Origin of the sequence: Cellulomonas sp. APG4 (genome assembly GCF_009996735.1) — a bacterium.
Lineage (GTDB): Bacteria > Actinomycetota > Actinomycetes > Actinomycetales > Cellulomonadaceae > Actinotalea.
Window position 1 is genome coordinate 72,054 of the sequence record NZ_JAACYI010000007.1, and the last position, 13,616, is coordinate 85,669.

Annotated in this window: 15 protein-coding genes; 4 read left to right on the forward strand and 11 right to left on the reverse strand. The window is 73.8% G+C overall.

The window, feature by feature from the left end:
* Nucleotides 1-5: 5 nt before the first annotated feature.
* The 6 genes from GXB85_RS07400 to GXB85_RS18120 all read right to left on the reverse strand — a co-directional run bounded on the left by GXB85_RS07400 (nt 6) and on the right by GXB85_RS18120 (nt 5,307).
* The gene (locus GXB85_RS07400) at nt 6-1,637 is read right to left on the reverse strand and encodes an NAD(P)-binding protein (protein ID WP_202627686.1); all 1,632 of its coding nucleotides are present in this window, start codon (nt 1,635-1,637) and stop codon (nt 6-8) included.
* A complete protein-coding gene (locus GXB85_RS07405) occupies nt 1,637-2,689 on the reverse strand; it encodes a thiamine pyrophosphate-dependent enzyme (RefSeq protein ID WP_161917003.1) in 1,053 nt (350 codons plus the stop codon). The genes GXB85_RS07400 and GXB85_RS07405 overlap by 1 nt, the downstream gene beginning before the upstream one ends.
* The gene (locus tag GXB85_RS07410; RefSeq protein ID WP_161917004.1) at nt 2,686-3,864 is read right to left on the reverse strand and encodes a pyruvate ferredoxin oxidoreductase; all 1,179 of its coding nucleotides are present in this window, start codon (nt 3,862-3,864) and stop codon (nt 2,686-2,688) included. The genes GXB85_RS07405 and GXB85_RS07410 overlap by 4 nt, the downstream gene beginning before the upstream one ends.
* Complete coding sequence (locus GXB85_RS07415; RefSeq protein WP_161917005.1) at nt 3,848-4,411, reverse strand: 2-oxoacid:acceptor oxidoreductase family protein; 564 nt, start codon at nt 4,409-4,411, stop codon at nt 3,848-3,850. The genes GXB85_RS07410 and GXB85_RS07415 overlap by 17 nt, the downstream gene beginning before the upstream one ends.
* 73 nt (nt 4,412-4,484) lie before the next feature.
* Nucleotides 4,485-4,832: a cupin gene (locus GXB85_RS07420; protein WP_161917006.1), complete on the reverse strand. Its 348-nt coding sequence runs from the start codon at nt 4,830-4,832 to the stop codon at nt 4,485-4,487.
* A 91-nt stretch (nt 4,833-4,923) separates the two neighbouring features.
* Nucleotides 4,924-5,307, reverse strand: a complete 384-nt coding sequence (locus GXB85_RS18120; RefSeq protein WP_370524072.1) for a TraR/DksA family transcriptional regulator — start codon at nt 5,305-5,307, stop codon at nt 4,924-4,926.
* A gap of 127 nt (nt 5,308-5,434) precedes the next feature.
* Here GXB85_RS18120 and GXB85_RS07430 point away from each other — a divergent pair, with 127 nt between their 5' ends.
* From GXB85_RS07430 to GXB85_RS07440, 4 genes are all read left to right on the forward strand, one after another.
* Nucleotides 5,435-5,710 carry a 2TM domain-containing protein gene (locus GXB85_RS07430; protein WP_161917008.1) on the forward strand — a complete coding sequence of 92 codons (276 nt, stop codon included), beginning with the start codon at nt 5,435-5,437 and terminating at the stop codon, nt 5,708-5,710.
* Between the two features lie 84 nt (nt 5,711-5,794).
* On the forward strand, nt 5,795-5,872 hold the full coding sequence (locus tag GXB85_RS18800) for a putative leader peptide (RefSeq protein ID WP_370524091.1): 78 nt from the start codon (nt 5,795-5,797) through the stop codon (nt 5,870-5,872).
* A gap of 129 nt (nt 5,873-6,001) precedes the next feature.
* Nucleotides 6,002-7,045, forward strand: coding sequence for an isopenicillin N synthase family oxygenase (locus GXB85_RS07435; protein WP_161917009.1), 1,044 nt, complete (start codon nt 6,002-6,004; stop codon nt 7,043-7,045).
* Nucleotides 7,046-7,167: 122 nt separating this feature from the next.
* Nucleotides 7,168-8,553, forward strand: a complete 1,386-nt coding sequence (locus tag GXB85_RS07440) for an NAD(P)/FAD-dependent oxidoreductase (RefSeq protein ID WP_161917010.1) — start codon at nt 7,168-7,170, stop codon at nt 8,551-8,553.
* 14 nt (nt 8,554-8,567) lie between these two features.
* On the opposite strand, the gene GXB85_RS07445 is transcribed toward GXB85_RS07440, so the two are convergent.
* From GXB85_RS07445 to GXB85_RS07465, 5 genes are all read right to left on the reverse strand, one after another.
* On the reverse strand, nt 8,568-9,392 hold the full coding sequence (locus tag GXB85_RS07445) for a CPBP family intramembrane glutamic endopeptidase (protein WP_161917064.1): 825 nt from the start codon (nt 9,390-9,392) through the stop codon (nt 8,568-8,570).
* A gap of 81 nt (nt 9,393-9,473) precedes the next feature.
* Complete coding sequence (locus tag GXB85_RS07450) at nt 9,474-10,133, reverse strand: exonuclease domain-containing protein (protein WP_161917011.1); 660 nt, start codon at nt 10,131-10,133, stop codon at nt 9,474-9,476.
* 128 nt (nt 10,134-10,261) lie between these two features.
* The gene (locus tag GXB85_RS07455; protein ID WP_161917012.1) at nt 10,262-12,148 is read right to left on the reverse strand and encodes a carbohydrate-binding domain-containing protein; all 1,887 of its coding nucleotides are present in this window, start codon (nt 12,146-12,148) and stop codon (nt 10,262-10,264) included.
* Nucleotides 12,145-12,966 carry a polyphosphate polymerase domain-containing protein gene (locus GXB85_RS07460; protein ID WP_370524073.1) on the reverse strand — a complete coding sequence of 274 codons (822 nt, stop codon included), beginning with the start codon at nt 12,964-12,966 and terminating at the stop codon, nt 12,145-12,147. The genes GXB85_RS07455 and GXB85_RS07460 overlap by 4 nt, the downstream gene beginning before the upstream one ends.
* The gene (locus tag GXB85_RS07465; RefSeq protein WP_161917013.1) at nt 12,963-13,565 is read right to left on the reverse strand and encodes a DUF4956 domain-containing protein; all 603 of its coding nucleotides are present in this window, start codon (nt 13,563-13,565) and stop codon (nt 12,963-12,965) included. The genes GXB85_RS07460 and GXB85_RS07465 overlap by 4 nt, the downstream gene beginning before the upstream one ends.
* Nucleotides 13,566-13,616: the final 51 nt, after the last annotated feature.

The following is a 13,616-nucleotide window of genomic DNA, read 5'->3' on the forward strand; positions in this document are numbered from 1 at the left end:
CGCCCTCAGCTCGGCGGGACGGGCTCGGGCACCATGAGGATCGCCCCCGCCGGGCACTCGGCGGCGCAGAGCCCGCAGCCCTTGCAGTAGTCGTAGTCGATCTCGAACCGCAGGCCGGGACCGAGCTTGACCACGGCGTCGTCGGGGCACACGCCGTAGCAGTTGTCGCACTCGAAGCAGCTCCCGCACGACATGCACCTGCGCGCCTCGTAGAGCGCGGTGGTCTCGTCGAGTCCCTGGACCACCTCCTCGAAGCCCGTGACGCGACGCGCGGCCTCGAGGCGCGGTCGCACGGCGTGCGGGGCGTCGGCGAAGTACCAGGGGTTGAGCTGCTCGAAGTCCACGACGGGGAGCTCGGCGGCCACCGTCGGCTCGCGACCGCGCAGCCACGCGTCGATGAAGCGTGCCACGCGCGTGCCGTGGCCGATCGCGGCGGTGACGCTGCGTTGCCCGGGAACCGTGTCACCGCCGGCGAACACCCCCGCGCGGCCCGTGCGCAGGAACTCGTCGACCTGGACCACCCCGTCGCGCACCTCGACACCCGCCACGCCGTCGAGGAACGCGAGGTCGCAGTCCTGTCCCACGGCGAGCACGAGTGCATCGGCCGACAGCTCCTCGATCTCGCCGGTCGGCTGCGGGAACCCGGCCTCGTCGAGCTCCATGCGCTCGACCGCGAGACGGCCCGGCTCGGCGCGCGCGACGGTGGTGAGCCATCGCACGACCACGCCCTCGTCGAGGGCCTCGGCGAGCTCGGCGGGGTGCGCCGGCATGTGCGCTCGGTCTCGTCGGTAGACGATCACGGACTCCTCGGCCCCGAGGCGGCGCACGGTGCGCGCCGCGTCGACGGCGGTGCTCCCGCCGCCGTAGACGACGACCCGGCGACCGATGCGCGGAGCGGCGCCCTCGGCGACGTCGTGCAGGAGCGTGACGGCGTCGAGCACCCGGGCCGCCTCTCCGGCCGGCACGTACGCGCGGTGACCGAGCTGGGCTCCGACCGCCAGCAGCGTCGCGTCGAAGCCCTCCTCCAGGGCCGCGTCGAGGTCGGTGACCTGGCTGTCCTGCTCGAGGCCGACGCCGAGCCGGACGATGCGTGCGATCTCCGCGTCCAGCACGTCCCGGGGCAACCTGTAGGTCGGGATGCCGTAGCGCATCATCCCGCCGGGCTCGTGCCCGGCGTCGCGCACGGTGACCTCGTGACCGAGGCGCCGCAGCTGGTAGGCCGCGGTCAGACCTGTCGGGCCCGCCCCGACGACCAGGACGTGCCGACCGGTCGCCGGCCCCGGCCCCGGCAGGTCCCAGCCGTGCGTGAGGGCGTGGTCACCGAGGAAGCGCTCGACGGCGTTGATGCCGACCGCCTCGTCGAGCCGCCCCCGGTTGCACGCCGTCTCGCAGGGGTGGTAGCAGACGCGTCCCATCACCGCAGGGAACGGGTTCGCGGCGACCAGCCGCGTCCAGGCGGTGCGGTAGTCCCCCTCCTCGGCCGCGTAGAGCCAGTCCTGAGGGTCCTCGTGCGCCGGGCACGCGTGCCCGCACGGAGCACGTCCGTCGGCGTACACGGGTCGCTCGACGCGCCAGGCGCCGGTCCGGTTGCCCAGGCTCGAACCCACGGGCAGCGTGATCCCGTACGGCAGCTCCATCACGGCACCTCCCCGTGACCGTCCGGCCCGCCCCCGGCCGTACTGATCGCCGCCGCGGGCGCGGCGAGGCCGTACCGCTCGACGTTCGCGTCGGCGATCTGCTGGAGACGACCGAGCACGTCCTCGCGTCGGTGCGGCGTGAACAGGTGGGCGTACCGCCCTTGCGGACGCAGGTACTCCTCGACCGGGACGCGGTGCCGGATCCGCCGCACGGTGGTCACCCGGCCCCGCTCACCCTCGAAGACCGGGAAGAACCCGCTCTCCGTCGCGAGCCTCGCGATCCGCACGGTCTCGTGGGGTGCGGTCCCCCAGCCCAGCGGGCACGGGACGAGCACGTGCAGATACCGGGCGCCCCGAAGCGACATCGCACGCTCGACCTTCGCCTCGAGGTCGCGCAGGTCCGCGACGGTCGCCGTGGCCACGTAGGGGATCTCGTGCGCGAGGGCGATCCGGGGGGCGTCCTTGCCCTGACCGAAGGCATGACCGTAGGAGTGTCCGACCGGCTGCGTCGTCGTGGTCCGAGCCGCGGGCGGGGTCGCACCCGAGCGTTGGACCCCCGTGTTCATGTACCCACCGTTGTCGTAGCAGACGTACAGGACGTCGTCGTCGCGCTCGAACATCCCCGAGAGGCAGCCCAGACCGATGTCCACGGTGCCGCCGTCACCGCCCTGCGCGACCACCCGTACGTCCGTGCCGAGGGCGCGCAGCCCGGCGGCGGCACCGCTCGCGACCGCGGGCGCGTTGCCGAACAGCGAGTGGAGCCACGCGACGCGCCAGGAGGTCTCGGGGAACGGGGTCGAGAACACCTCGAGGCAGCCGGTCGCGTTGACCGTCACCATCCGGCCTCCCGTGGCGCGCATCGCGGTGTCCAGGACGTAGCGGGCCCCGAGCGCCTCGCCACATCCCCGGCACGCCCGGTGCCCCTTGGTGAGCGACGCGGCGCGGTCAGGTCTCGCCTGCTCGCTGCGCAGGTCGGGGTCGACGAGCCGGTTGCCGACGGCGAAGCTGCCGACCTGGTAGTACATCAGCGGCATCCCCAGGTGCGTGCTCATGCCGGCCTCCCCACCTCATGGGCCACGACGTCGGACCGCAGGTCCAGGAACGTCGTGCCGTCGAGGAGACCGCTGCGCTCGCGCGCGAGCAGCTCGGCGAGAGCGCGCGACGTCACCGGGCGTCCGCCGAGGCCCGCGACGACGGTGTGCAGGGCGGCGTCGCGGCCGACGAGGGCCTCACGGACGTCGGCCGTCACGGGACCGGAGGACCCCGGCGCGAGCGAGCGCTCGATCACGAGCACCCGTGCGCCCGGGGGCACGGCGCCCGCCACGGCTGCGGCCGGGAAGGGACGGTACGTGGTGACGGTCAGGGCACCTGCGCGGCGGCCCGCGTCTCTCTCGGTGTCGACGACGTCGCGCACGGTCCCCATGACGGAGCCGAGACCCACCAGGACGACGTCGGCGTCGTCGGTGCGGTAGGGCTGCACGAGGCCGGCGCTGTGGCGGCCCAGGTGGCGCGCGAGCTCGTCCGCCACGCGGGGTACCTCCTCGAGCGCACGCCTGAGCTGCCGGTCACCGAGGTACCGCACCTCGGTGAACGCCTCGGGCCCGACCATCGCCCCGATCGACACCGGCGCCTCCGGGTCGAGCCGCTGGCGCGGCACGAAGGGCGGGAGGAAGGCGTCGACCACGCCCTGCTCGGGCACGTCGACGGGCTCGGTCGCGTGGGTGAGCACGAAGCCGTCCATGCACACCATGACCGGCACCGAGAGGGACTCAGCCAGACGGAAGGCCTGCAGGTGCAGGTCGACGGCCTCCTGGTTGGAGGCAGCGTGCAGGTGCACCCAGCCCGCATCGCGCTGGGACATCGAGTCGGAGTGGTCGTTCCAGATGTTGATCGGTGCGCCGATCGCGCGGTTGGCGACCGTCATGACGATCGGCAGGCCGAGCCCGGCTGCGTTGTGGACCGCCTCGCTCATGTGCAGCAGGCCCTGGCTCGCGGTCGCGGTCCAGGAGCGCACGCCCACCGCGCTCGCGCCGATCACCCCGGACATCGCGGAGGTCTCGGAGTCCATGGTGAGGAACTCGCACGTGAGCTCGCCGGCCGCGACAAGGCGGCTCACCTCCTCGACGATGTGGGTCTGCGGGGAGATCGGGTAGGCGCAGACCACCTGCGGTCGACACCGGGCCACCGCGAGCGCCACCGCCGCCGAGCCCTCACGCTGTCGCAGCACCGTGCACCTCCGGGTGGGTCGCCGCGTCGAAGCCCGCACGGACGGCGGCGGCGTTGCGTTCGGCCACCGGTGGGGTGAAGCGCTCACGCAGGGCTGTCACGAGGGCGTCGACGCCCACCTGAGCGGTGAGCGCGGCGAAGGCTCCGAGCAGTGGGACGTTGGGCACCGCGCGGCCCACATGCGTCAGCGCGATCTCGGTCGCGCCGATCGCGGCGATGTGCGTCGCCGGCACCACACCCGCGGGGACGGCGGCCGCAGGCCCGTTGAGGACGAGGAAGCCGTCGCGCCGCAGACCGCTCAGGACGCCGAGGCGCAGCAGCGTGAGGTCCTGGACGACGACGGCGTCGGCGTCGACCACCGGCTCGTGCGCCCTGATCGGCGTGGTCGCGATCCGGCAGTAGGACACGACGGGCGCGCCCGTGCGCTCCGAGCCGAAGCTCGGGAAGGCCTGCGCGTACCGCCCCTCGGCGAAGCACGCAACCGAGAGGAGCTCGGCGGCGGTCACCACACCTTGGCCGCCGCGGCCGTGGAACCTGACCTGGAACATGGACGCTCACCGGCTTCCTCAGCTCCTCCCGGCATACCGCACCGCGCCGGGGGCGAGCGAGGACCTACGTCCCTCAGCGTGCGCGTTCGGGATCCCCCGCGGGAGGCACGCTGGTCACGGTCGTGAGCAGGAACACCGAGTCCTCGTGCGCGCGGACGGCGTGCCGCTCGTGCGTCAGGAGCACGAGGTCGCCCTCGGTCACGACAGGGCTCGGCTCCCCCGTGACCTCGAGCCGACCGGCGAGCACCTGCAGGGAGGCCGCGTGCGGGGAGTTGTGCTCGGCGAGCTCGGTGCCTGCCACCAGGGCGATGACGGTCTGCCGCAGCACGCCGTCGTGCAGGAGCAGCTCGGCGCTGCGTCCGTGCTCGGAGGCGCGCGCGGCCTCGAGATGGGTCCGGGCGAGCTCGGGTAGATGCGCCATGGGTCCTCCTCGCGGTCGCCCCGGCGGGACGGCTCGTGGGACAGCCTGGCCCCAGGCCGCGGCCGCGGCAACCGGCCCGAAGGACTGCGCCTCAGGGGCCGAGCGCCGCGCACGCGATGCACGTGCGCGCCGCGGGCCGGGCCATGAGCCTGCCCGGGGCGATCGGGTCGCCGCAGCGCCCGCAGATCCCGAAGCTCCCGTCCGCCACCCGCCCGAGCGCGGCGTCGACCTCGGCGAGGCGCGCGAGCACGGCGCGCGCCACCGCGTCGATCTGAGCACGCTCGTACGCGATCGTCGCGCCCTCGGGGTCGTGCTCGTCGTCGATGTTGGAGCCCGAGCCGGCGTCGACGAGCACCTCGTGGCTCGACCGCAGCTCGGCGAGCCTGGCGTCGAGCTCCGCACGCGCGGCCCGCAGCGCGGTCACCGGGTCGACGTCGTCGGCGGCCGGGGCCCCGAGCTGCTCCTGCCTCGCCACGTCCCGCCCCTTCCGTCGTCGGACGATCCCCCACGCTCGCACGCCCGGACGGCTCCCGCGACGTGCCCCGGGAGCGCTACCGTCGGAGAGACGGCCACGCGGGCCGCCCGCAGGAGCAGGAGTGGACATGTCGGAGCCGGTGGAGGAGCTCGAGCTGCGGCGTCAGGCCGAGAAGCGGTTGCGAGCCAAGCGCGACCTGGGGGCCAACGCGCTCGCTTACGTGCTGGTCAACGCGTTCCTCGTGGGGATCTGGTTCGTCTCCAGCCCCGACGGCTTCTTCTGGCCGCTGTTCCCGATCGCGGGCTGGGGCATCGGTCTCGCCTTCCACGCCTGGGACGTGTACTCCGGTCCGCCGTCGGAGCGCGCCATCCAGGCCGAGATGGACCGGATGCGGCGTCGCTGACGCACACGATCACGGGCGCCCTGCCGTCTCACGACGGCGGCACGCCCGTGGTCCGTCCCGACGCACGTGTGTACCCTCGGCTCCATGTCCCCGCTCCTGGTGCGCCGTGTCCACGTGGACCTGCTGCGCACCGGCAGCTGTCTGTGTCTGTGTCGCGTCTGAGCCAGCCCGTCTGAGCCGGACGCCCGCGACGCCCTCCTCCGGGACCGCGTCGCGCGGCGCGGGCCGCCCTCGTCACGAGGTGCCGCCCGTGCACGCCCACCACACGACCAGACCCCCAAAGGACCCTTCATGTCTGCCACCACCCTCGACCGTCCCGTCCTCAACCTCCCCGTCCTCGACCTCTCGACGGCGGACGACCCGGCCACGGCCGCGGACTTCCAGGCCGCGCTGCGCCAGGCCACGCACGAGCACGGCTTCTTCTACCTCGTGGGCCACGGTGCGGGCCGTGAGCTCACCGAGCGCGTCATCACCACGGCTCGCCGCTTCTTCGCGCTCCCCGAGGAGCGCAAGCTCCGGATCGAGAACACCCGCAGCCCGCACTTCCGCGGCTACACCCGTGTGGGCGGCGAGCGCACCCAGGGCAAGGTCGACTGGCGCGAGCAGATCGACGTCGGGCCCGAGCGCCCGGTGCTGCCGAGCGGGCCCGAGCACCCCGCCTACAACGTGCTCCAGGGCCCGAACCTGTGGCCCGAGGAGCTGCCCGAGCTCCGTGAGGTGCTCACCGCCTGGAACACCGCGATGGCGTCCGTCGCCGACCGGCTGCTGCGCGCGTGGGCCGTCTCCCTCGGCCAGCAGGAGGACGTGTTCGACCCCGCTTTCGCCGAGACCCCGGCGACCCTGACGAAGGTCGTGCGCTACCCGGGTCGGGTCGAGGGCGGCACGGACCAGGGCGTCGGGTGGCACAACGACTTCGGGGTGCTCACGCTGCTGCTGGTCGAGCCAGGCCGCCGTGGCCTGCAGGTCGAGTACCAGGGCGAACCGCTCGACGCACCGCCCCACGAGGACGCGTTGATCGTCAACATCGGCGAGATGCTCGAGTACGCGACCGACGGCTACCTGCGCGCGACCCGCCACCGCGTGCTCGCACCCGAGCCGGGCACCGACCGCATCTCGGTGCCGTACTTCCACAACCCCCGCCTCGATGCGGTCTTCCCGCGGCTGACCCTGCCCGCGGAGCTCGCTGCCGAGGCGCCCGGGGTGCGGCCCGACGCCGATGACGAGGCGATCCTCGACGAGTACGGCTACAACGCGCTCAAGAGCCGCGTGCGCGCGCACCCGAACGTCGTCGAGGCCCACCACCCGCACCTGCGCGACGGCGTCCGGGTGCCGTGACGCGCGAGGGTGGGGCCGCGCCGGGCACCCTGGCCCGCGCGGCCCCACCCTCGCCGCGCCGCCCGTCGTGGGTCCACACTGGCGCGTGAGGCGGGGACCGTCCCCGCGGTGAGGGGACGGCCATGGACGCGACACCCGAGCGTGCGGTGCACGACGTCGTCGTGATCGGTGCCGGCCCGGGCGGGGAGGTGGCCGCGGGCTACCTCGCGCAGGCCGGGCTCGACGTCGCGATCGTCGAGGACCGCAAGGTGGGCGGCGAGTGCTCGTACTGGGCGTGCATGCCCTCGAAGACGCTGCTGCGCCCCGGCGAGGTGCTCGCCGAGGCGCGGCGCGTGCCGGGCGCGGCCGCCTCCGTCTCCGGCGAGCTCGACACGGCGGCGGTGCTCGCCTGGCGCGACGACGTGGTGAACCACCTGGACGACTCCGCCCAGCTCCCGTGGCTCGACGAGCGGGGGATCACGCTCTACCGCGGGTGGGGCAGGCTCGTCGGCCCGCAGCGCGTCGAGGTGGACGGGCGCGTGCTCGAGGCGCGGCGCGCGGTGGTGCTCGCGGGCGGTTCGACACCGACCGTCCCCCCGATCGACGGTCTGGCCGAGGCGCGGCCGTGGACCAACCGTGAGGCGACCACGGCCGCGCGCCTGCCCGCGAGCCTCGTCGTGCTGGGCGGCGGTGTGGTGGGGGTCGAGACGTCCCAGGCGTACCGCTCGCTCGGCGTGGACGTCACGCTCGTCGAGGGCGAGCGGCACCTGCTCCCGCGTGAGGAGGAGTTCGCGTGCGAGCAGGTGACCGCGGCGCTGCGCGACGCCGGGGTGGACATCCGCACGGGTGCACGCGCGACCGCGGTGCGGCGCACGGCCGATCGGGTCGAGGTCACCCTGGACGACGGCGGCTCCGTCGAGGCGGACGAGGTGCTCGTCGCGCTGGGGCGGACTCCGCAGACGACGGGCCTCGGCCTGGAGTCCGTGGGCCTCGCGGACGACGCGACCCTGTCCCCCGGCCTCGACGGACGCGTCGGCGGCCTGCCGTGGCTGTACGTGCTCGGCGACCTGGACGGCCGGGCCCCCTTCACCCACATGGCCAAGTACCGCGCGGGTCTCGTCGCCGACGCCGTGCTCGGGCGGGACACCGCGGTGCGGCACGGCGCCGACGACGAGCTCGCGCCGAGAGTCGTGTTCAGCGACCCGCAGGTCGCGGCCGTGGGCCACACCACGCGCACGGCCGCACGGGCGGGGCTCGAGGTGCGAGTGGTCGACGTGCCGACCTCGGGCAACGCGGGCGGGACCTTCCACGGTGCGGGTACCGCGGGCACCAGCAGGTTCCTCGTCGACGAGGCCCGCGGCGTGCTCGTGGGCGTGACCCTCACCGGGACCGAGGTGGCCGAGATGCTCCACGCGGCCACGATCGCCGTCGTCGGCGAGGTGCCGATCGCGCGGCTTCGGCACGCCGTGCCCGCGTTCCCCACGCGCAGCGAGATCTGGCTGCACCTGCTCGACGCCCTGCGGGAGTGAACCCGCGGAGCGCGCTAGTAGACGAAGATCGCGAACATGTCGGGGTTGTGCGCGTGCACGATCGCGAGGAAGACGATCGCGTCGAACAGCAGGTGGACGATCAGCACGTACGTGAGCGACCCCGTGCGCGTGAAGATGAAGCCCTGGAGCAGCGCGAACGGGATCGTGAGCAGCGGCCCCCACGAGCGGTAGCCCAGCTCCCACAGGAACGAGACGAAGATCGTCGCCTGCAGCAGGTTGGCCTGCCACACCGGGAAGTGCCGGCGCAGCAGGGCGAAGCACGTGCAGATGAAGAACAGCTCGTCCCACGTCCCCACCGCGTTGACCCCGACGAAGAACCGCGCGAGCTCGCTGCCGTCGGTGATGTGCGGCCAGTTCTCGTAGGCGCCCGAGGAGATGAAGTAGAACGGCAGGATCGCCCACCCCAGCAGCGGCACGAGCACGAGGTAGGCCTTCTCGATCCGTGGCCAGCGCCTCCCGGTGCGCCACGGGAACCGGATCGCCCGCCTGCGGTAGACGAACCTGTCGACGAGGAACGGCACGGCGACCGCGAGCGTCAGTGCGGTCCCGATCGCGAAGAACCGGTCCCACGAGACGTCGGCCTCCATCGAGGTGGTGCTGACGATCGAGATCCCGAGGCCGATCAGCAGCAGGTCCTTGGCCAGCACCCGGTCCACCAGCACGGCCCCCGCGAGACTGAGCAGCAGCACCACGTACCCGAGCGGTCGCACGTGCAGCCCGAAGAGCAGGAGTGCGGACGCGGAGACCCCGGCGGCGGGAAGCAGCGCCCACCGGCTCGCCGTGTCGGCGTGCGGCTCGGACGCACCCGTGCCCGTCATCGGCATCGGGGGGTTCGCCACGGCGTCAGCATGCCAGCCCGACGGCGGCTCCTCCTGTCGAGGTAGCAGCGCCAGCCGGGGTCACCAGAGGGTCGGCTCGACGTGCTGCGCTGTGCCGCGGGGCGACCCGTGCCAGCGCGACCGGCCGACGACACGGCACGGCACGGCCTCCGGCCCGGTGGACCATCCCAGACCGATGCCGTGCGCGTCGAACGCCTCCTCGACGCTGGTCGCGCCGACGTCGGAGCAGACCCGCAGCAGCACCTCGGCTGCCGCACGCGCGTCCGCGAGGGCGTCGTGGTGGGCCTCGAGCGTGACGCCGGCCGCCTCGGCGACCACGTCGAGGCCGTACGACGGGAGGTCGAAGTGACGCCGCGCGAGCGTGAGCGTGCAGCCGTACCTCAGTCGTGGACAGTGCAGGCCGCTCGCCCACGTAGCGTCCTTGACCACGTCGAGGTCGAACCTCGCGTTGTGGGCCACCGCGGTGTCCGCGACGAGCCACGACTCGACCGTGGGCCACGCCTCGGCGAAGGACGGGGCCTCGGTGACGTCGTCGGCGCACAGACCGTGGACCGCGGTGTTCGCCGGGTCGAACCCCGCGAACGGTGCGGGTGGCCGCAGCAGGCTCGACCACGTCGAGACCACCTGCCCGTCCCGAACCCGGACGAGCCCGACGGCGCATGCCGAGCCCCGCGCACCGTTGGCGGTCTCCCAGTCGAACGCGACGAAGTCGAGTGCCATGCGAGCCTCCCGGTGCGCTTCTCGCGGCCATGACACCGCCGGAGACGGCGCGGTCGCCGGGACCTAGGACCCGGCGACACCACGGGTCCGGGCGGAGCACCGCGCCGGTACCCCGCCCGGACCCCACCTCATCCCGCTGTGACGGGGCCGAGCTCGCGTCCGTCGACGAGCACCCCGTACGTCGTCCCCGCGGTCAGCGAAGGTGAGCTCACCACGACAGCCTCCGTCGCGCGTTCGCTCACCAGCGTCGCGACGACGGCGCCGTCCTCCAAGACGAGCTCGATCGTCGCACCGGCCGGGGCCGCGGACCCGAACGCCACCACGGCGACGCCCTGCCCGTCGCCCTGCGGCGTCACGAGCATCTCCGCGCTCCCGCCGGCGACGAGCGTCCCGCCGCTCACCACGAAGGTGCCGTCGACGTCGAGCGCACCGTTGCCCTGACTCGTGGGGCCGTGCACGGTGACGGTGCCGCCCGTCACCGCCGCCGATCCGTTCGCGTCGAGGCCGTCACCGTCGGCGTGCACCGTGACCGTGCCCCCCGAGATCACCAGCGAGCCCTCGTCGCCCGGCTGCGGTGCGGCACCCGTCGCCGCCTGCTGCGCACCCGTCGCGCGGGGCGTCGTGAGGGCGAGCTGGTCGGTCGTGACGATGCCGTCCCCGTCGTCCGCGCTCCCGGTCGCCGCGGGACCACGATCACCGCCCCAGCCGTCGTCGCGTGACGGACGGTCCGCCGGAGCCGGCCCGCCGCCTGGCATGCCTCCGTCGGCCGCACCGCCCGGACCCGCGAAGCCGGAGCCGTCGGCGCCGCCCGCGACGTTCAGCCCGTCGTCGTCCGCGGTCACGTCCACCTCGCCCGAGGCGACGACGATCGCGCCACCCTCGAGGCCCTCGTACGACGACGTGACGGTCACCTGGGCGCCGTCCACCGCGAGGGTGCCGTCGGCGTGCACGCCGTCGTCGCTCGACGCCAGCGTGAGGTCGCCGCCCGTGACGCTCACGGTGCCGTTCGCGTGCACCGCGTCGTCGCTCGCGTCCACCGCCACCGTCCCACCCGCGACGGCCACGTGGACGCCGCCCTTGAGCCCCTTGGTCGAGACCTCCTCGTCCGGCGCCGCCGTGTGGCCGCCTCCGGCTGTGACGTGGAGCTTCCCGCCGTCCACGAGGACGTCGGTGACGGCGTCGACGCCGTCACCGTCCGCGGTGACGGTCACCTCACCGTCCGTCACCTGGATGTAGCCCGCGGTCGCGTCCTCGTCCTCGTCCGCCTTCAGGCCGTCGCCGCCCGCCGTGACGTCCAGCGTCCCGCCCTCCACGAGCACGTAGTCCTTGCCGCGCACGCCGTCGTCGACGGCGTCGACCTCGATCGTCGGGTCCTCGGTGACGACGAGCCCGTCCTTGGACGCGATCGCGTCGTTGCTGCGCCCCTGCACCACCAGGTCCCCGCTGCCCGCGAGGGTCAGGTCCGCGGTCGAGAACAGCGCCGCGTTGGGCTCGTCGACCCCGTCGGCCAGCACGTACGCGGTCGCGTCGGTGAGCGTGCTCGTGGTCCCGTCGGCGAGCACGACCACCACCTCGTCGGCCTCCTCGACGTAGAGCGCACTGCCCGTGGTGCTGGTGATGTCCACCCCGTCGAGGACGAGCCGCACGATCCCCTCGTCCTGGGTCGAGACGCGCAGCTGGCCGTCGGTGAGGGTCCCGGTGACCCGGTAGGTGCCGGCCCGCGTCACCGTCACGGTGCCTCCGTCCACCGTGACCGCGTCCGACGACGACGTGGCGCCCGTGCCGTCGAGCGCCACCACCTCCTCGTCGGCCACGTCCCACACGTGGTCGTCGGGCTCGTCGTGGTCGACCATGTTCTCGGACGTCGCGGCCGTCTGGGCGACCGCTGCGTCCTGCTCGACCGTCGCCGTCCCCGACGAGGTGGACGCCGACGTCGCGGTCGTGGTCCCGCACGCTCCGACGAGCGCCAGCGCGGTGGCGAGGGACAGGGATCGGGTGAGGTGACTGCGCTTCATGACGTCCTCCTGGACGGCTCGGTGACGGTGGTGCAGACGAAGGGATGACGGCTCAGGACGGGCCGCCACGGGGTCGCGGGGAGTGCGGGGTCGAGCGCCGCCATGCCCGTCGCGTACTTCGAGACACGTGCGGGCCGGTGCCCCGCCCGCCACAGCACGTGGTCGGCGGCCGACGGCGCCCCGGGAGACTTCGTCTCGACGACGGCCCGGCGTGCGAGCGCGACCCCGGCCCCGAGCGAGCGGCACACGAGCTCGGTGTCGACGGTGACGCGCACGTCGTCACCGGGGAGCCAGACGGTGGTGCGTCGGTAGGAGGTGACGAGCGCGGGCCTGAGCTGGTCGGTCGGGAGCCCGAGGCCGTGGTCCTCGAGCACCTGCGCGACGAATGCGCGCTCGGGCACGCTCAGCGCGCGGTCGTCGGCGCTGCTCCCGTCGCGCGGCACGCGGTGCTTGGTGGTGCGCCCGCGCCGGTCGCGCGTCTTGACCTCGAGCCACTCCCCACCCGAGTCGACGTAGGAGCGGGTGCGCACCTTGCAGCGCAGCGGACGGCGGTGCGCCGCCTCCCGGTAGCACTGGAGCGCGGGGGTGTCGAGGTACACGGACCGGTAGCCGAAGCTCCGGCGGCCGTCGATGTCGAGCACACGGGCACCGCCGGGAAGCGATGCGAGCGCGCGCACCAGCCCGGTGACCGCCGCGTCCGGGACGACGTACTTGCGGTCGGTGCGGGTCAGCAGGGCGGCCCGGTCCATCAGCTCGTCCAGACCCACCGGGGGCAGGTCGGTCACAGCCCGGCCCGGCACACCCGCGAGGGCGCTCACGCGGCGACCCCGAGCCGGTCCCGGGCGACCGCGGCGGAGGGCGCATCGACGGGCGGGACCTCGTAGCGGACCTCGACCAGCGTCGTCTGGAGCACCTGGTCGACCTTCACGACGTCGGCGCGGTGCACGCGGGCGCCCAGCAGACCCTCGAGGTGGGCCACCAGGGCGTCGTGCCGGGTGAAGGCCGTGTCGAGGACCATGAGCTGGGCGCGGTGCCTGCGCAGCAGCCGTGGATGGTCGCCCACGGCGACGACGCCCAGCACCAGCGCGCTGAGCCCTGCGGCCATGCCCGGGTTCGGTGCGAGCCCACCGACGAGCCCCAGGGCGAGCGCCGAGAAGTAGTAGGCGACCTCCTGCTGGCCCAGCTCGGTCGAGCGCAGCCGGATGATCGACAGCACCCCGAACAGGCCGAGCCCCAGGCCTACGGCCACGGTCGACTGCGCGAGCACGGTGGCGACCGCGAGCACGCCCGCGTTGACGCCGAGGAACGCGACCACGAGGTCACGGCGCCGGTGCCGGGGTACGTACAGCGCGAACGTCAGCACGAGGATCGCGACGAGGTCGATGAGGTAGGGCAGGTAGGGCACGGCGGCGTTCATCAGGGCTCCCTGGGTCGGTGTGTCGCCACGACCTTCGCGACGTGCGCTGTG

Bases quoted from the DNA above. Each gene is read 5' to 3' on its own strand.
- GXB85_RS07400 (WP_202627686.1), bottom strand. From the start codon at position 1,637: ATGGAGCTGCCGTACGGGATCACGCTGCCCGTGGGTTCGAGCCTGGGC.
- GXB85_RS07465 (WP_161917013.1), bottom strand. From the start codon at position 13,565: ATGAACGCCGCCGTGCCCTACCTGCCCTACCTCATCGACCTCGTCGCG.
- GXB85_RS07435 (WP_161917009.1), top strand. From the start codon at position 6,002: ATGTCTGCCACCACCCTCGACCGTCCCGTCCTCAACCTCCCCGTCCTC.
- GXB85_RS07450 (WP_161917011.1), bottom strand. From the start codon at position 10,133: ATGGCACTCGACTTCGTCGCGTTCGACTGGGAGACCGCCAACGGTGCG.
- GXB85_RS07455 (WP_161917012.1), bottom strand. From the start codon at position 12,148: ATGAAGCGCAGTCACCTCACCCGATCCCTGTCCCTCGCCACCGCGCTG.
- GXB85_RS07445 (WP_161917064.1), bottom strand. From the start codon at position 9,392: ATGACGGGCACGGGTGCGTCCGAGCCGCACGCCGACACGGCGAGCCGG.
- GXB85_RS07440 (WP_161917010.1), top strand. From the start codon at position 7,168: ATGGACGCGACACCCGAGCGTGCGGTGCACGACGTCGTCGTGATCGGT.
- GXB85_RS07415 (WP_161917005.1), bottom strand. From the start codon at position 4,411: ATGTTCCAGGTCAGGTTCCACGGCCGCGGCGGCCAAGGTGTGGTGACC.
- GXB85_RS07430 (WP_161917008.1), top strand. From the start codon at position 5,435: ATGTCGGAGCCGGTGGAGGAGCTCGAGCTGCGGCGTCAGGCCGAGAAG.
- GXB85_RS18800 (WP_370524091.1), top strand. From the start codon at position 5,795: ATGTCCCCGCTCCTGGTGCGCCGTGTCCACGTGGACCTGCTGCGCACC.
- GXB85_RS07405 (WP_161917003.1), bottom strand. From the start codon at position 2,689: ATGAGCACGCACCTGGGGATGCCGCTGATGTACTACCAGGTCGGCAGC.
- GXB85_RS07420 (WP_161917006.1), bottom strand. From the start codon at position 4,832: ATGGCGCATCTACCCGAGCTCGCCCGGACCCATCTCGAGGCCGCGCGC.